The organism is Gimesia panareensis (assembly GCF_007748155.1).
In the GTDB taxonomy this organism is placed as follows: Bacteria; Planctomycetota; Planctomycetia; order Planctomycetales; family Planctomycetaceae; genus Gimesia; species Gimesia panareensis.
Genome location: NZ_CP037421.1, coordinates 698,707 through 715,392, shown reverse-complemented (window position 1 = coordinate 715,392; position 16,686 = coordinate 698,707). Strand labels below are relative to the sequence as shown.

Annotated in this window: 14 protein-coding genes; 3 read left to right on the top strand and 11 right to left on the bottom strand. The window is 54.5% G+C overall.

The genetic code is table 11. The features are described from left to right. Positions 1–40: 40 nt before the first annotated feature. The 6 genes from Enr10x_RS02745 to Enr10x_RS02720 all read right to left on the bottom strand — a co-directional run bounded on the left by Enr10x_RS02745 (position 41) and on the right by Enr10x_RS02720 (position 6,666). Complete coding sequence (locus Enr10x_RS02745; RefSeq protein WP_145103769.1) at positions 41–730, bottom strand: hypothetical protein; 690 nt, start codon at positions 728–730, stop codon at positions 41–43. 162 nt (positions 731–892) lie between these two features. Next, positions 893–1,495 carry a peroxiredoxin gene (locus Enr10x_RS02740; RefSeq protein ID WP_232093212.1) on the bottom strand — a complete coding sequence of 201 codons (603 nt, stop codon included), beginning with the start codon at positions 1,493–1,495 and terminating at the stop codon, positions 893–895. A 58-nt stretch (positions 1,496–1,553) separates the two neighbouring features. After that, positions 1,554–3,725 carry a PQQ-binding-like beta-propeller repeat protein gene (locus Enr10x_RS02735; protein WP_145103767.1) on the bottom strand — a complete coding sequence of 724 codons (2,172 nt, stop codon included), beginning with the start codon at positions 3,723–3,725 and terminating at the stop codon, positions 1,554–1,556. 110 nt (positions 3,726–3,835) lie between these two features. Beyond that, positions 3,836–4,606 (bottom strand): carboxypeptidase regulatory-like domain-containing protein, encoded by a 771-nt coding sequence (locus tag Enr10x_RS02730; protein WP_145103766.1) that lies wholly within the window; start codon positions 4,604–4,606, stop codon positions 3,836–3,838. A 315-nt stretch (positions 4,607–4,921) separates the two neighbouring features. Next, positions 4,922–5,980, bottom strand: a complete 1,059-nt coding sequence (gene lpxK / locus Enr10x_RS02725) for a tetraacyldisaccharide 4'-kinase (protein WP_145103764.1) — start codon at positions 5,978–5,980, stop codon at positions 4,922–4,924. A 245-nt stretch (positions 5,981–6,225) separates the two neighbouring features. Beyond that, entirely contained in the window at positions 6,226–6,666 is a 441-nt protein-coding gene (locus Enr10x_RS02720) for a hypothetical protein (RefSeq protein WP_145448078.1), read from the bottom strand. A gap of 1,340 nt (positions 6,667–8,006) precedes the next feature. On the opposite strand from Enr10x_RS02720, the gene Enr10x_RS02715 reads away from it, so the two are divergent. Further along, entirely contained in the window at positions 8,007–9,020 is a 1,014-nt protein-coding gene (locus Enr10x_RS02715) for a DUF1573 domain-containing protein (RefSeq protein ID WP_145103759.1), read from the top strand. Between the two features lie 100 nt (positions 9,021–9,120). On the opposite strand, the gene Enr10x_RS02710 is transcribed toward Enr10x_RS02715, so the two are convergent. Next, positions 9,121–9,516, bottom strand: coding sequence for a sirohydrochlorin chelatase (locus Enr10x_RS02710; RefSeq protein WP_145103757.1), 396 nt, complete (start codon positions 9,514–9,516; stop codon positions 9,121–9,123). A gap of 136 nt (positions 9,517–9,652) precedes the next feature. Here Enr10x_RS02710 and Enr10x_RS02705 point away from each other — a divergent pair, with 136 nt between their 5' ends. Both Enr10x_RS02705 and Enr10x_RS02700 read left to right on the top strand, forming a co-directional pair. Then, the gene (locus Enr10x_RS02705; protein WP_145448077.1) at positions 9,653–11,383 is read left to right on the top strand and encodes a serine/threonine protein kinase; all 1,731 of its coding nucleotides are present in this window, start codon (positions 9,653–9,655) and stop codon (positions 11,381–11,383) included. Beyond that, a complete protein-coding gene (locus tag Enr10x_RS02700) occupies positions 11,376–11,909 on the top strand; it encodes an adenine phosphoribosyltransferase (RefSeq protein ID WP_145103753.1) in 534 nt (177 codons plus the stop codon). Before Enr10x_RS02705 ends, Enr10x_RS02700 begins: the two co-directional genes overlap by 8 nt. Before the next feature lie 10 nt (positions 11,910–11,919). Here Enr10x_RS02700 and Enr10x_RS02695 read toward each other — a convergent pair whose 3' ends face one another. The 4 genes from Enr10x_RS02695 to Enr10x_RS02680 all read right to left on the bottom strand — a co-directional run bounded on the left by Enr10x_RS02695 (position 11,920) and on the right by Enr10x_RS02680 (position 16,562). Beyond that, the gene (locus Enr10x_RS02695; protein ID WP_145448076.1) at positions 11,920–12,717 is read right to left on the bottom strand and encodes a class I SAM-dependent methyltransferase; all 798 of its coding nucleotides are present in this window, start codon (positions 12,715–12,717) and stop codon (positions 11,920–11,922) included. A gap of 23 nt (positions 12,718–12,740) precedes the next feature. Then, complete coding sequence (locus Enr10x_RS02690; RefSeq protein ID WP_145448075.1) at positions 12,741–13,922, bottom strand: hypothetical protein; 1,182 nt, start codon at positions 13,920–13,922, stop codon at positions 12,741–12,743. An 85-nt stretch (positions 13,923–14,007) separates the two neighbouring features. After that, positions 14,008–14,427, bottom strand: a complete 420-nt coding sequence (locus tag Enr10x_RS02685; RefSeq protein ID WP_145452592.1) for a GNAT family acetyltransferase — start codon at positions 14,425–14,427, stop codon at positions 14,008–14,010. A gap of 239 nt (positions 14,428–14,666) precedes the next feature. After that, complete coding sequence (locus Enr10x_RS02680; RefSeq protein ID WP_145448074.1) at positions 14,667–16,562, bottom strand: hypothetical protein; 1,896 nt, start codon at positions 16,560–16,562, stop codon at positions 14,667–14,669. Positions 16,563–16,686 lie beyond the last annotated feature (124 nt).

Here is a 16,686-nt window from a genome sequence, read left to right as displayed (position 1 = left end):
TCTCCCGGCCCTGACCGAACCCTCATGTTCGGCAACAGAACTAATTCACCATCAAACGGGTATCTTCGACGACTTCCTGAATGCCCGCGTCATCCAGCTCACCGGTACGGAAAGCACGGTTCGCTTTCACGTCTCCTTCCCAGAGCATCACATTCACGGCAGCCTCTTTCTTTACGTTATAACCCAGTGGGCTCTCGGTGCCGGCAAAGACGGTCAGGGGCACATGTTGAATCTTCTTTTCACTGGCGATTTTTTTCAGCTCGGGTTTCACTTTCGCCGGGTCATCCGTGAGCAGAACGACGAACGCCGCCAGCTTGTCAGCCTGGTGTGAGGCCACTTCCTGATCGATCTGCTGAATCAGCGTTTCGGCCTTGGGGTCCAGCTCCCGGACAAAGATCCCCACCACCGGACGCTCTCCGTACAGACAGCGATAGCACAGGGTATCCCCTTTGTTGGGCCCCGTCACATCTTCCACCTCAAAAGGCATCGGAATCGCTCCCACATCCATCCCTGACTGAAACGAGACCGTTTCGGTCTGACTCAGGTCGGGTTGACCGGAAGACGCTTCCGCGCCTGGAATGGCAGTAGCAGTTCCTAACTCACTTTCCGGCGCTGCGGGTGGCCCCTCTGCGGTCGTTTCCGTTTTCCCACAGCCCGACAGCATCACAGCAGACAGCAACAGTGCAGCGGCGGAGGCAGACAGAATCTGAGTGAATCGGTTACGGCACATGGGTTTTCTCCCTGGTAACGAACGATAAAAAAGCAACTCACCCGCGTCATCAATTGTATGCCCTCAGCCGGTTGACTGTCGAGTACGAATGATGATTTTTACGGGTGAGCGTTCGCTTCTTAACCGCTGTTACCTACTAAACATACGGCATCCAGCACAGGACTACTTCAGCTCATTGACCTTCTTCAGAATGGCTTTGCTGTCTTCTGCTGCTTTGACCTTGGTGTTTTTCATGACCACTTTGCCATTCTTATCAATCACAAAAGTCCAGCGGGCGGCAGTCACGCCACGGGCCAGCTTCTCCTTTTTGCCATCAATCTCCCGTTCAATACTTCCACCTTTCTTCAGAGGCACACCAAACTTCTTGGCCACACTGCCGTCTTCGTCGGCCAGCAGCGTAAAGTTCAGATCATACTCTTTCTTGAACAGCTGATGATTGCGCACGGAATCGCCGCTCACGCCAACAACTTCCACATCCTTGCCCTGCAGTTTCTTCATATCATCGCGGAACCCGCAGGCCTGCTTGGTGCAGCCACCGGTCATGTCGGCGGGATAGAAGTAAACGACCAGAATTTTCTTGCCGACATAGTCAGTCGACTTCCAGCCTTTACCCTGATCATCCTTCGCTGTGAAAGCGGGAGCAGAATCGCCGACATCCACCTTCCCGGGAGGTGCATTGACCTGTCCCCTGGCACTGGTAGACAGCCCGCACAGACAAACCAGACTCAACAGCGAGCCAATCATACTACGATACGATACCTTCATGTCATTCACCTTGTCTAAAGTTAGAGTTGGAGTTGGATCTACATTACATCTTACATATTCAACGCGACTGCGCCTTCGTCGCAGAATGATTCTCTTTCTGACCGGGGGAAACAGGTACCATGCCGTGATTCCCAAACGCAGTCACTCTGTGCGGCTGAGCGATCAGCAGCTGATCCCCGGCCACGATCAGATTTCCTCCGGTTGTCCCCTGCAGTGCATGCAACGCGATTCTCTGCCTGAGCAGTCCACGTTCGATATCAACCACCAGCAGTTCTTCCCGCAAAGGCCAGTAGACATTGTCCCCCGCCAGCAGGCCCCGACCATAGCCGAACCCTTCCGGGTCGAGATATCCCGTCTTCCAGCGCAGCGCACCATTGGTCCGATCGATGCCGAACAACTGATTCCCGCTGACGACCAGCGTGGTGGCAGTCACTCCCAGCAGGTTACGGATCTGTTCCGGCCAGTCCCGCTCCCAGAGCAGCAGTCCCGAGGTCGCATCAAAGGCCATCAGCCTCCGCGTATCCTGAGGCGCGACAAACAGAATCCCCTGATCGTACAGGCAGGGGACCAGCCCCGTTGTCATGTGATCGCTCAGGTCCCGACGCGAGACATCCTCTTCGGAAGGGTAGGTCACGACCCAGTTGATCTTGCCATCCAGCGAATCCAGCGAGGCGATCGCTCCCATATCTGTGGACAGATAAAGCTGTCCTTCTGCCAGCGTCAGCAGCAGATGCGTAATATAATTCACGCCTTCTTCGATATTCCGCAGCGCCAGACAGACCTTCCGGTTCCAGAGCATCTCTCCCGTCTCGGTCGAGAAGCAGGCGACATTTGTCTGCACTTCCGGAAAACCACGGTGCAGTACCACGAATAAACGGTCTCCCGCAACAACGGGCGCCCCCTCAAAAGACCAGACAAAGTTCTGCTCGCGCAGCTCGGCGGAGGAGATTTTCCAGAGCAGCTTGCCTTCACCCTGCGCCAGGTCCAGACAGACCAGTTCAGAAAACAGTCCCAGCCGCTCATCTTTCGCGACGGAAGTGACGGGCGAACCCATGCGGGCATACAGCCGACCGTCGGCCACTGTCATGGTAAACCGGGGCACGCCCACCACAGACCGAAACGGAAGCCGGACGGCCCCCTGCAATACCGAGGGATAAATGATCGGACTGGCCTGCGGATCATTGGACCAGGCCGGTGCTCCCGTCTTCCAGTTCAACGCATAGATCCGCTCGGAATCATTAATGAAAACGTGCTCCCCGTTCACTACCGGAAACAGTCCCGGCGGAACCCGCTGACCGAAGGCAGGTTTGCGCGTGTACTCCTGGCTCCAGACCAGGGGAACCCGGAACGACCAGGCCGCCGCCCCCACATCAAGCTGGTGACCGACCCGGAAATTACGGGTTTGATGTCCCGCGAAGGTCTGCATTTCGCGTTGATCTTTCGGCAACGATACCTGGCTGCGGTCGGAGAGTATCTTCGTCAGTTGTTCGGCCAGATTCCCCTCCTGGCCTGCCAGCGATCCCACTGCCTGCGGATACCGTTCACGGAAAACTGCCAGTTCTGCCGCGGCCCGCTCAAAATCTCCCTGGAAAAAACTGACCAGTATCAGACGGGCCAGAATCGGGGGCACAGGCAGATCAGAATCGGGGTAATAAAACAGACCGGCATCTCCGACTCCCTCGGCACCGGGCGGGGGTGGCAACAGTTTCCGCCAGTAATCGCGCGCCTGCCCCAGTTCGCCACGCTCCCAAGCCCTTTCCCCCAGGCGATACAGCGCATCATCGCCGTAACTGCTCATCAGTGTCTGATCAACGATCTGCAGCAGTGGTTCGACAGACGACTGCGTCTCCGCTTCTTCCAGCCACCGTCGAGCACGCGGATCGACTTTCTCCCGGTAGATCTGAATGGCCTCCGGAGGAAAACCCGCCAGCAGGTTCTGGCAATATTCAGCAACCCGCAGGTAACGCCCCGGGGACTCAGGATAAAGTGTGTCCCCGTATTCTGCAGAGATCTGGATCAGGCTGTTGACGGCATCTTCCCACTGCGCCCCTGCGAGAAAATCCTGAACGGAACCCATTTTCTTGAGCACCGCGTTGTTCACATCCAGTGAAACCGATTCGCGGAATTTCCCGGCGGCAGCCTGCGACTCAATCTGAGCCGGACTGTTCTCTGCCGAAAAACAAATCGCTCCCAGTACCAGCAGAGCGATGCATCCGCGCGGTTTATGCATGGCTAAGACGACCCCACCATCATTCAGCTACAGGGCAACGGGCATTAAAAAGGACACGCCCTGCTGGACGTGCCCCGGTCTGAACGTTCTCTGTTAACACAGAGAGCTTATTAGAAATCAGTTGCTTTATACTTGATCTCACCCAGGTCGACAGTTTCGCCGGGCTTGACAGTCACGTTGTAACGCCGATCCAGGTAACCTTTCTTTTCATGCCAGATCCGAAAAGTCTGTTTTCCGGCGGGCAGATTCTTGATGGTGAACTTACCATCGGCATCCGAAACAACAGCATATGGATGATCGACGACATACCAGTAAGCGGTCATCCAGGGATGGATATCGCACTTCACCTGCATAGGCAGGATTTCCGGGATCGGATTGGAGACTTCTTTTCCTTCACGATCATTCGGAGCCAGAATGAAGTTGACGGCTTCATTCCTGAGCGGATTGGTATGGGTGTTATGAGCAACGGGATCATCGGATTTGACAATCACCTTCTGGTCGGTCCGAACGATCAGGGCGTGTGGTTTGAAAGTACAGCCTTTCTGATCGAAGACCACAGTTTTGTTTTTTGATTCTTTCAGGTCAGGATGAATCTCTTTGGGCTTATACACGTACAGAAAGATGTTCTGGATCCCTTTGTTATCAGGATTGACAACCAGGTCCTTCGACAGGTGGTCAGTCGCGGCACAAACCGCAGAATCTTTGACAGTCGGATCACCTTTCTTCCGCTGAACCACAGGCTCCGGAACCGTACCATCAAGGACAAATCTACCTGTGATCGACCCCCATTCGGCAGCGGATGCAGTACCGGGAACCAAAAAATTCAGACCAGAAATTAAAATTGCGGCGAGCAGAATCTGGCTCATATTCTTCTTTTGCATAACTTAAACACCTCGTTTATTTGAATTATGATTGAACAGACCAATGGTGGAGGCAGGAACACGGTTACCACATCAGGTACAAGCGGCCCGGTTTTTGGTAGGTTTTTGGCAGGTAATTTCCGTTATCCGGGTAAACTGCCTGCATTGTGTGAAGCTTCTTCTTAACTCAGGATGACAGAACGCAGAACCAAAATCAAGTATATCTGAAACAGGATTACCGCAAATTTCGGGATCTTGAGACTCATATCTGCCGATATATATTGGTTTTCCGGCAGCTTTTCCCTCAAAACCGGACTACGGAAGTCCTTCACCGCTTTAATGATCCACCTTGGACTCTACCGTTTTTTGCAGGATTTCCTCGAAAGCTGCTCTCCCCTGCACAAGTTCGGCTCCAATATCGACCGCCCAGACCGGAAGCCCTGACAATCTCTGTTCACTGATTTTTACCAGATCTTTTGCCGTGGTCAGGATCAATTCTGCCCCCGCGCGCTCCGCCTGCACGCCGACTTCCTGCAACTCATCCTTGGTGTAGTGATGATGATCTGCAAACACCCGCATCCCGCAGACTTGTCCCCCCGCATCCACAATCGTCTGCCGAAAACCCTCCGGATTGCCAATCGCACAAAAACCCCACACCTGTTTCCCAACCACTTCCTCCAGTTCCCGGGTTTCACCAGCCACATTCAACAGCCGCTGCGGACAGAAACGCACTTGCGCGATCCGTTCCACGGGCACGAAGCGTTTCACCTCGGCGGTCAACCGCTCTAGAGCAGCAGCGTCACACTGATCCACCCGCGTCAATAAAACAAACCCGGCCCGCTTGAGCCCCGACTTCGACTCCCGTAACAGTCCCCGTGGCAACAGATGGCCATAACCCCACGGATTGACGGCGTCGATCAGGACTATATCCAGGTCCCGGGCCAGCCGGCGATGCTGAAAGCCGTCGTCCAGAATCAGCAGCCGTGCACCGGCTGCGATCGCCCGTGCCGCGGAGGCACAGCGATCCGGATTCTGATAATGAGGTACTTCCGGGCAGAGTCGATCCAGTAGCTGTTTCTCATCATTCGCTTCACCGGGCAGTGCGCGATAGCCGCGGCTGAGCAGTGCGAGAGGCACCCCCTGCGAATGAAACCACTGCGACAGATAAGCCACCAACGGTGTCTTTCCAGTGCCTCCGGTTGTCAGGTTACCCAGGCTGATCACAGGCACGCTGACAGAATGAGGCTGTTTCAGCCTCCAGTCAAACAGACGATTCCGCACCGCGACTCCGGCACCATAGAACAGGCTGAGAAACCTGAGGCAGGGTTTCAGGCACAACGCACGCCAGTCCCGACGCGCGCCTGAGATCATTCTCAGATAGTCAACCTCGTTCACGAATCAGCCTGTCTTCCCGGTTCCGGCAGAATGAAAGCGCGGGCGATGCCAGATACAAAGCACGCCCCGTCCCGAACATGATAGCTGAGATGAAGCCTGCTGGCTAACCAGCGGCCAGACTTCATCCATCAGAAACTACCACGTTCCGGACAGGGCGTGCGTGCACAGGGAGGAATCAAGTCGAACAGGATCGGAGGTTCCTGGCTCGAGCTGACAGGAACTCTTCCGGACCCCGGCACCTTAGCTTAGCGATGGGTGCCGTCAGTTGGAGGATACGGTTTGTAACTGAGTTCGACGATTCGTCCCATTATCAGACGGACCCGTCGGGTCTGGGGAACATTTCCCGTCTCGGGGAAAATCGCATAGACCTGATAGACATGCTGAATGCCGGGAATCAACGGACGCTTGGTCACGAACTCCCAGATATCATCATTTGCAGGATCGCGATATCCCACCATTTCATCTCGCTGACGGTTCAACGCCACCACCCGGATGTCGGTCGCCCCTGGAGCATAGATATCCAGGCCGGCATCTCGGGGATGCCCCTCAGGACCGTCAGCCGGCATCATCCGCGTCGGACGCTCGAAGGCAGTCCCCCGCGTTCCCGGATAATGCAGAATGGTCGGACGGATTGCCGGAGCAGGAATCAAACCCGCCTGCGGCGCGAAACCGCCACCGGCTGGCATCCCATAAGGACCAGCAACAGCACCTCCAGACTGGCACGACTTGCAACCACCGCGCGAAATGTTTCCCACACCATAAACGGCTCCCTGATAATATTGATCAACGAAAGAGTCTCCGCAACCGCAGGAACTTCCCCCGCAGCCGGAACTGCATTTATGCTTGTGACCGCATTTATGTTTATGCCCCAGACGCCACGGACTGCAGCACGCTCCCTTATGGAACATTGACAGACCGCCCATCTTGCAGTGACCACAATGATGACCCGCTTCAAGCCGGTCAGAGATCACCAGGCAGGACATTCCCAGCACAAGCAGTCCGGTCAGACCTGCCCTGGCAGTTTTTCTATTTATCATCTGAATCTATAGCTCCCTGATTGAATGAGACCGAACCGATGTTCCCGCCACCATGGCGCAGACAGTGACATTTCTCATACACATCCATTTTGAATCAACAACACGCGAACACACTTTGGTATGAAACGGACCAGTTGGCATTCCTCTCAGAAGCAGACCGGCCTGATAGCGAAAGAGCTCCCCTCTTTCTTATCATGACGCTGGAACCGGCGGGAACCAGCGGTTGTATTTGTCGTGAGTGGAAGTCCACTCGCAGTTCAAGCCTATCACTCCGCGGTTGCGGTGCCGGTACGTTTTCAGAGAAACACTGTTTTTCTGCTGCGGAGCTGAACTGCTATAGGCGTCCTGACGAACTGGTAAATAAACCAATACACCAGTTATAGACAAGCCTGTTAAGATGTAGCTTCTACCGATGGCTAGAGAAGACAGTTGAATGGATTTTCACCAGTTGTACTGGAAATACCGTTTGCAGGTAGTAAGCACTCAAAGCCAGTTATGGAAACTGTTTGTGAGATCGTAAACATCCGCATCAGAGCAGCTGAACCGGGTTCGATTACGCCACTTAATCCGGCGAAGACCAGCAATGTCAGCTGAAAAGAGACAACATTGACAATTCAACGTATGCGAACTAAATTGCCACAACCAAAGTGTCGATGCCGACTGATGTATTTGTCACACATGCCATTTACTGATGTTCTGAATCTCAAATTTGATCCCAGAAACAGAAACGCAGTATAATTCTGGCTAACTGATTCAGGCTTGTGCATCTGGACTGTTGTTGAACTTTCACAAAAACAGTCATCAGTCTACCGAGCCCGTTTTTACAAATAGTGTGAAACGTCTCTGTGAATGGATTCTGCACTATAATGATGTAAGAGTTGTGTGCTGGAAGTCGGTTTTCGTCCCTGGTTGATCAAGACCAGTCTCAGTGCCTCGACTTGAGTGATACATCGAAGTTAATTCATTTTTTGCAGAAGTGAGATTCAATAATGTTAAGAACTTGTATTTTCCGGTTTGGTATTCTGAGCCTGTGTCTGTTTGTGTTGAACGTCTCGACTTCTTTCGGCCAGGATTGGGCTCAGAAGATGTTCGACAAAGACAGAATCGACTTCGGCGTCATCGCCCGCGGTTCCGATGCTCAATACCGTCTGAAAATTAAAAATATTTATAAAGACCCCGTCCACATTTCCAACGTCCGTACCACCTGTGGCTGTTCTGCAGCCGAGCCTTCCAAGAGTATCCTCGAAAGTGGAGAAGAAGGTTACATCCAGGTCAAAATGGACACCGCCCGCTTCCAGCGTCGCAAAGATTCCAACGTGATCGTCACCTTTGACGCGCCTCAGTATGCCGAGATTCGGATTCCGATCACTTCCTACATTCGTACCGATGTTGTGTTCACACCCGGTGCTGCCAACTTCGGCTCAGTCGAAGTCGGTAAGGGCGCTGAAACCACTGTGGCCCTCGCCTATGCGGGACGTGAAGACTGGGCGCTCACCGGGATCGAATCCCGTAACCCCCACATCACAGCCAAAGCCGTTGAAACGAATCGGGGTGGCGGACGCGTCAACTACAACGTGATTCTGACACTGGACCCCAAAACCCCCAAGGGCCCTGTTCGGGAACAGCTCATCCTGAAGACCAACGATGTGAATTTCAAAACCGTTCCTCTGCTGGTCGAAGCCCGGGTCGAATCTGACATCACCATCACCCCCGAAATCGTTTCGCTGGGTATGATGGTTCCCGGTCAGGAAAAGACCGTCAATGTCGTCATGCGGGGCAAGAAGCCTTTCGAAATCGAAAAAATTGAATGCGAATCCAACGACGAAGCATTCAAAATCCGCATGCCGAAAGCGGCACAGCCGATCCACGTGCTGCCACTGACCATCGTGCCTCCTGACAAACCAGGCGATTATTCAGAAGAATTCACCGTGACCATCGCCGGTCGTGGTGAGCCGATCACCTTCAAGGCCTTCGGCAAGATTGCTGAGACAAAAACCAACTAGTTGAAAAACTGGTTTTCATTGCGAGAAGAAAGGACGCTCCCTGGAGCGTCCTTTTTTTATGAGATTAATACAACTGTCACCGCCAGCCCGGCTGCGCGCCTCAGCCTGCGTCTGCTTCCCGCAGTCGGTCCAGCACAATCTCCAGCATCAGCGGATGCAGACCCAGATGGGCACAGAGCTTGAATTCGGTCCCGGGATGCTGAGTATTGAATTCACCGCGATACTGTTCCAGATCGTTCTGCACGTGCACTCCCGCTGAGAGAAAATAAGGCAGCATCAGGACCTCTTCCGCCCCTGCTGTGACGCAGCGCTGTGCTCCCTCGGGAATTGTCGGTTCAGCCAGTTCGAGATAGGCAATTTCAATGATCGGAAACAGGGACCGCTCGCGGAGCATCTCAGCCAGTCGGACCAGGTCCTGATTCGCTGCTTCCCGCCGACTGCCGTGCGCGATCAGCAGAACCGCCTTCCTTCTTGCATCAGACATGGATTCATCCATAATAGAGTGTACTGAAATCGTCTTTCATTTCGCTTGCTGAGATTATAGACTTCAGCCTGTCTCCTGACACTGAACAACAGACAGTCTGACAACGCTTTTCCCCGACGACAAACACACATCAAACCGAGCAGCAACCTTGAATAAGCACGAACACGAGTCAGCCCCGGAACGGCTGGGCGAATATCTGATCGGAAAAAAAATCGGGGCCGGCGGCATGGGTTCCGTCTACCTGGCAACCAACGTCCACACCGATCAGCAGGTTGCAATCAAAATCCTCCCCAGTGCGCTGGCCCGCGAAGCCGGTTTCGTTGAACGCTTCCATCGTGAAATCGAAGCCTTAAAGAAAATGCACAACCCGTATGTCATCGAGTTTTATGACAGCGGCGTGGAAAATGATATCTACTATTATGTCATGGAATACGTCGAAGGCGAAACGCTCACCAAACGCCTCCGACGCGACAAACGAATCGAATGGAAAACCGTGGTCGAGATTTCCATTCAGATCTGCTCTGCTCTCAAAGCGTCCCACGATGCCGGCATCATTCATCGCGATCTGAAACCATCCAATCTCATTCTCAAAGATGACAACACGGTCAAGCTCGCCGACTTCGGAGTCGCCCAGCTGTTCGCCACGGAAAAACTGACGGTCACCGGGGGGATCATCGGCACTGCCGAATACATGTCGCCCGAACAGGCGGAAGGCAAACGGGTCACCCGACAGAGTGACCTCTACTCTCTCGGCGCGGTCATGTATGTCATGTTGACCGGCCGCCCCCCGTTCAGCGGCAAAACCATGCTGGCCATCATCCAGAAACAGAAGTACGGTCAGTTCGATCGCCCCAGTCATTACGTGGATGATCTGCCGGTCTGGCTCGAAGATATCGTCTGCAAGCTCCTGGAAAAGGATCCTCAGAAACGCTACCCCGATGCCTATGTGCTCTCCCGCCGTCTGCAGGAAGTCATCAACAAGTATGAGATGTCAACCTCGGAAGACACGTACGCCCTCTCCGGCAACAGTGAAGACACAGTCACCCCCACCCAGGCGCAGGCCTCTGTCTCAGAACACGAAGCCGGCACAGGCACCCTGATGCAGGGACTGATGCGGGCCCAGCTTGAGTCCGAGAGTACCGGTTCCCGCCTGACTCAACTGCTGGACAACACCTGGTTCCTGCTCGGCCTGCTGGCACTGTTGATTGCCGGAGGCTATTTCTGGTTCCAGGAACGTGAACTGACCCCCGACGAGATGCTACAACAGGCCAGGCAGATCATGCAGCAGCCGGAAGGCCCGGAATGGTACACGGCCCGGGACAAATATCTGCTTCCCTTGCTGGAAAACCCAAACAGCGTCAACGAGGACCAGATTAAAGGATATCTCAACCGCATCCAGTCCTACGAGCTCCGGTCCAAAGCAGGCATGACTGCCAAACGCAAATCGCGTTCAGGGCTGCAGACCGAGCCGCAACGGTTCATCACCCTCGCCCAGCATTATCTCGAATCCGGGAATCTGATGCAGGCCGAAATCGTCCTGTCCGCGCTGATCGATCTGCTCCCGGAAAACAGCGACCAGAAAGAGATGCGCGATCTCGCCATTCAGATGCGCAACGATTTAAGACAAGATTCCAATCGAACCGCACAACGCTACGTGATGCTCACACAATCCATGTCGAAGGCAGATGCCCTACTCCAGGAAAAAAAGTATGAAGCAGCGGCCGCCGTCTGGAGAGCCGTCATCGTCCTCTATGGGCATGACCCGGCCGCTGAAGAGTTCGTTGCCAACGCCCGTAAAAATCTGAAGCAGCTGCCCGAAACAATCGCGGCAGATAAATCTACCTCTGAAACTCAGAAAGCCAGTACCGAGAATGAATGACTCGATCAATCTGAAAGACTATATCCGCGAAATCCCCGACTTCCCGAAACCGGGCATTCTCTTCCGGGACATCACTCCCCTGCTGGCTGAACCAGCCGCCTTTCAGGCCGTGATCGATCGCCTGACAGATTATTACCGCGACAAACAGATCACTGCCATCCTCGCCGCCGAGGCGCGCGGTTTTATCTTCGCTGCTCCGCTGGCCCTGGCTCTTGGCGCCCGCTTCATCCCGATTCGCAAACCGGGCAAACTTCCCTTTGAAACCAGGGCGTTCCACTACGAACTCGAATACGGCTCCGACTCACTGGAAATGCATACGGACTCCATCCACTCCGATGATCGCGTCGTGATTGTCGATGACCTGCTCGCCACCGGAGGTACCATCTCCGCCTGTATCGAGCTGGCCCGGCATTCCAACGCGGAAATCGTCGGCTGTGCTTTCCTGATCGAACTCGCATTCCTCAACGGACGCGAAAAAATGAACGGCTGCGATGTCTTCTCGCTGATCCATTACGACGCCGAATAAAGACACACGTTTAAGGGACCCAGAGTGCAGACGGTTCCCCCGCACCGGTTTCCTGCGAAACGCGTCGCGCCTTAATCCGTACGTAAGGCGCGACGAAACGCCCCCGGTAACGGTAGTGCCCTACCGGCGCACTGGGATCGGCCCGCAGCGGCTCACGCAGGTCTTCAATCACAAAACCCACGCGGCACAGTCCGCCCACCAACTGGTCCCAGCGGTGCAGGTACTCGGTCGCTCCTTCTTCACGGTAGGCCCGATCTTCCACTTTGGGTAAAGCGCCCTGCTGATAATATTCCAGGCCGATCACATACCTGTTCTGCTGATCCCGATGTGTCAACTGCAGACTGGTCGGCGTCTTGTGCTGACTGATATACAGTCCCCCCGGACGCAGCACGCGCGCGACCTCGCGGTACACCGCTTCGATGTCCGGCACATAACAGGTACTCACCGGCTGATGCACGATATCGAACTCTGCATCGTGCAGACCAGACAGATCATCCATCGACGTTTCGACAATCCGTACCTGCAGCCCGCGCCGACGTGATTCCTGCTCATCCAGCTGCAGCATCTTGTTACTCAAATCGACCACGGTGACCCGGGCTCCGGCCGCCGCATACAGAATCGACTGCCAGCCTCCCCCCGATGCCAGACAGAGTACCGACTTCCCCTCGACCGAAGCAGGCAACCAGCCGCGCGAGTCCAGCGTCTGCAGTGGATTCCGACACTCTTCGTCAGTCGCCACCTTCGTAAACTGGCTGCGGTTTTCTGCCAACCGGTTCCAGGCGGTTCGGTTCTGGGGCAGGTGAGACATAGATCGTTCTCTTCAGGCAGGGATCAGGATTCCTGGGGCTGTGACTTATTCTGAGCGTCCAGCAGGGCACCCGCGAAAGTCACCAGATCTCCCTTACCCCGTGCTACTTTCTGCAGTACGTCCAGGTGATTGGTCTGGCGACACAGGCTGGTAAAGGAGAACGTATTGGGATCTTCAAACTGACTCAGGTAAGTCTCCGCCAGTTCCATCGCCCGCTCATTCTGCTTGAGTCGCGTCAACAGATCGATCAACACATACGCAATCATCTGCTTGTCATCTTCATCCGGCTCCATCTCGAGTTTCTTTTCGAAATAGCCGATGGCCAGATTTTGGTCATTCTCCTCTCCCACCAGCGCTTTGAAGAAATGCAGGTGGGCCGGGTAAAAATCTTCAAAAGGCGTCTCACCCGGATACTGGAACTGCTGATCCAGGCGCGAGCCGTATTCGCAAAGCTCAATCACTTTCGCCAGATGCGGGTCTTCTTCGGACAGCAGTCGCGCAAAACGAACGACTGAGTTCAGATGAGAAACATCGATATGGTAACTGCCTCCTTCGAACATCCAGTCCCGACCCGCCATCAACTCCCGCAGATTATCCGCAGGCGGTGCAATCGGCAGCTTCTGCTGCACATGGTACTGCAGCGACTGCACCAGATCGGCGTACAGCTGATCTACCAGCAGTTGGGCGATTTTTTTCCTGCTCTCGGGCTTGAGCTGGGCATTCATCTGGTCGAACACGGTGATTGTGTTGCAGATCCCGTTCGCCTGCAGCATGATCTCAAACCCCTTTTCCGGATTCGCACCTTCATATGCACAAACCTGGATCAGTTCTTCCACCTTGTCTTCCGGCACCGTCCGTGGATTGATTTTGCTCAGCTCCTCAGTCACCCGCTCAGGCTCCTGAATCGTCTGAAAATAGAGCCAGGCGTCAGAGTACATTTTCTCATCCAGAAACAGGCTGCCGACTTTCCGGGCCGCTTCGATGTAGGCTTCCTCAAATTCTTTCTTCTGTTCTTCGGGAACATTATCAAACGAGGTCGGCTGCAGAACTTCCAGCCCCATCGACTGTTTCTTCTGCATCAGCAGCGCATCAAACAGCCGATGGTAGTTCTTCTGAGCAGTTAACGTTTCAATCAGCCGTTCCAGCACGGATTCCGGAGATTGCTGCTGTAACTCTTCCAGTGCGGCAAATACATCTTCTGACATGATTCCTCGCTAGTCCTTGATCGTTTCAGTGTTCTTAAAGCTTGAATTCATTCGATCTGATCTCCGGCATGTCTCACCGGTGCGCTTACAGATCAGACTCCAGTCTCTTTCCCAGTCCGACAACCGGATCAATGTTGTAACCGAGCGACTCGTAAAATGCGATCACAGCCTGGTTGGTCTCACGCACCTGCAGGTTGATCTTGGGGCACCCTCTGGCCCTGATGCGCTGTTCCACCTGCTCCATGATCGCACGCCCCAGTCCTGTTCGCTGGTGAGCCGGCGACACCGCCAGATAGTTGATCCAGCCCCGGTGACCTTCATAACCACCCATCACTGTCGCGACAATCAAACCAGATAGTTCACCGACCAGAAACAGGTCCGGGTCGACTTTGATTTTTCTCTCTATGTCTTTGGCAGGATCATTCCACGGTACAACCAGCTGGCATTCGTTCCACAACTCGATAACAGCAGGCTGATCCCTGATTTCGAATTCTCTGATATCCATCATGGCGTGAACTTCCCGGAAGCTGAAGAAAAAGTAACCGAGATTTCCGGCTGATGCTTCACCTCCCCGCCAGGAGCAGTTCCTGAATGCAGGAAAGCAGATCGCCGTCTCAGGGAATCACCCCCGCAGTCCAGCCGTGGATCATAGAGCCAGACGAAAATTCTATTGTACGGATTCTCGGTGTCTCTGAGTACCCTGTTGATCCAGAAAGCACGGATTCAGCGTATTTCGCAGGCAGATTATTCCACAAACAGCAGTGGCGTCAGATCGCCGTCGGAATCGAAACGTCCGATCACCGATTCATAACTGGTATGATGCCCCAGCACTGCCCGCGCCACTTCCCCTTTTTTCAGACTGCGATAAACCAACAGCTGATGCTTACCGATTCGCAACCGATGGCCGGCTGCCACATCGCGCGGAGAAATCTGCCCTGCTTCACTTATCGTCAGACTCGACCAGTCCGCTGGTTTGCGTTTCAGGTCCGGCTCCCAGTCGATCACCAGCGGTACATACAGGGCCGTCGCTTCCGCTGCCTGCTGCTGCAGTTCGATTTGTCCCTGCTCATTCAGGCTCAGGCTGCCAGGCTGAAAGAAATCCCGCTCCTGAGGCAGCCCCAGCGGAAATACCCGAGCCGACATCCCTTTTGTTTTCAGCGACAGTTCGTGTGTCTCCTCATCCACAGACCCCGTGTATCCAGCCGACACAGGCAACAGCGAACGATATTCCAGCCGCGCCGCTTCGCTGCCATTCACGATATCTGCCAGAAACACAAAATGCTGATTGCGGGGCAGCAGGATCTGACGCTCCAGAGTATAACCGCCGTCCAGTTCCATCTGCAGTTCCAGGTAGTCCGCATCCTCGTCACTGTTCCAGCAGACGGCACTCCACTCCCCGTCCCCACTGACTTCGGTTCCGTTGACCGTCAGGGAGAATTCCCAGCGTCCTTCCAGCAGCTGTTTGCCCAGTGCGGACAGACTGATCGCCGGCAAGTCGCCGTTCCAGGTCACCATCAGCAGATTGGAGGCATCAGACCAGTAATTTCGCATTACAGCCAGGGCCGACCAGTCAGACTGATTTGCAGCATGATCGTCAGCCTGAATAAAGAACGGCGACTGCTTCTTTTTCCCGGAACTCAATGACTTGAGATACATCCGCTCGGCACTCCGGCTCGACAGTCCGGAGAACCAGGCTGCCAGGCTCAGCAGACTACTATGGTCAATTGTATGCACCGGGCACAAAGCCAGCTTGCCGGAGGCATTACTGGTTGCCACCAGCACCTGAATGGTCAACTGGAACCGATCCCGCGCTTCCTGATCCCAGAGACGCTTCTTCCAGACCTGGCTGATAAACAGAGACCGTGTCAACGTGGCCAGCCAGAAATCAATTCGGGACAGCATATCCGCGTGAGGCGTTCCATCAGTGTCTGTCCGGTCAAAAAATCCATCCCGCAGATTCTGTTGCCCCAGCTGCCGCAGATTCTTGGCCCCCGCGACCTGGGAAAACAGGAAGCTGGCCCGCCAGGGAATTTCGCCGGAGTTCAGCAGCACTTGATCATCCGGAGTTTCTGAGAAATCGGTCTCCTCCAGTTTGAAACAGATCGCGGCTGCCGCACTGAGACAGGCGCGCCAGACGCTGATCAGAGTCGCCGGTGCCAGACGATAACCCACGTTTTCCAGCAGCTCCATCAGCAGCAGTAATTCAAACGGCTGCATCGGTTCAGACAGGGTCACCTGTTCCAGCCAGCCATACAGCAGCCGACTCACTTCGTCCCAGCTCAAACGGGGTGTCTTTTTGCGTTTTCCGCTCTGCGATACTTTTTTATTCTTACCGGGCAAATTGCAGGCTGACTCAACCAGATTGATCAGGTCGGCAGTACGGCCCGGATCCTCAACCTCTTCGGCCGACCACAGGGCGGACCACAGCATCTCAGCACTGTGTTTTGTCTGCTTTTTCTGTTTGGCAATCTCTTTCAGTCGCGCAGTCAGACCTTGACCAAAACGTTTCAGATCTCCGAACTGTGCTCCTTTCATCAGGTCGCCGCGCGGTTTAGAAGCCCAGCGGACCGCCTGCAGAAATTCTTCATCTGAGAGAGACCAGTATTGCTGGGGCACAGCCTGACCAAATTCAATCGACATGATTTCTTCCATTTTCCAGTTCCCCAACAATGACATTCCTGCCGATCAGTCACCAGAATCGAGCGACCTGACCAGCCTCGCCTCTAGCAGACTCTCACCTGCGGAATGGTGACAAAAACTGCGC

Coding starts and splice junctions, on each gene's coding strand:
- Enr10x_RS02710 (WP_145103757.1), bottom strand. CDS start 9,516: ATGGATGAATCCATGTCTGATGCAAGAAGGAAGGCGGTTCTGCTGATC.
- Enr10x_RS02690 (WP_145448075.1), bottom strand. CDS start 13,922: ATGTCAGAAGATGTATTTGCCGCACTGGAAGAGTTACAGCAGCAATCT.
- Enr10x_RS02685 (WP_145452592.1), bottom strand. CDS start 14,427: ATGGATATCAGAGAATTCGAAATCAGGGATCAGCCTGCTGTTATCGAG.
- Enr10x_RS02695 (WP_145448076.1), bottom strand. CDS start 12,717: ATGTCTCACCTGCCCCAGAACCGAACCGCCTGGAACCGGTTGGCAGAA.
- Enr10x_RS02735 (WP_145103767.1), bottom strand. CDS start 3,725: ATGCATAAACCGCGCGGATGCATCGCTCTGCTGGTACTGGGAGCGATT.
- Enr10x_RS02730 (WP_145103766.1), bottom strand. CDS start 4,606: ATGCAAAAGAAGAATATGAGCCAGATTCTGCTCGCCGCAATTTTAATT.
- Enr10x_RS02715 (WP_145103759.1), top strand. CDS start 8,007: ATGTTAAGAACTTGTATTTTCCGGTTTGGTATTCTGAGCCTGTGTCTG.
- Enr10x_RS02740 (WP_232093212.1), bottom strand. CDS start 1,495: ATGAAGGTATCGTATCGTAGTATGATTGGCTCGCTGTTGAGTCTGGTT.
- Enr10x_RS02700 (WP_145103753.1), top strand. CDS start 11,376: ATGAATGACTCGATCAATCTGAAAGACTATATCCGCGAAATCCCCGAC.
- Enr10x_RS02720 (WP_145448078.1), bottom strand. CDS start 6,666: ATGCCAGCCGGTGGCGGTTTCGCGCCGCAGGCGGGTTTGATTCCTGCT.
- Enr10x_RS02745 (WP_145103769.1), bottom strand. CDS start 730: ATGTGCCGTAACCGATTCACTCAGATTCTGTCTGCCTCCGCCGCTGCA.
- Enr10x_RS02680 (WP_145448074.1), bottom strand. CDS start 16,562: ATGTCGATTGAATTTGGTCAGGCTGTGCCCCAGCAATACTGGTCTCTC.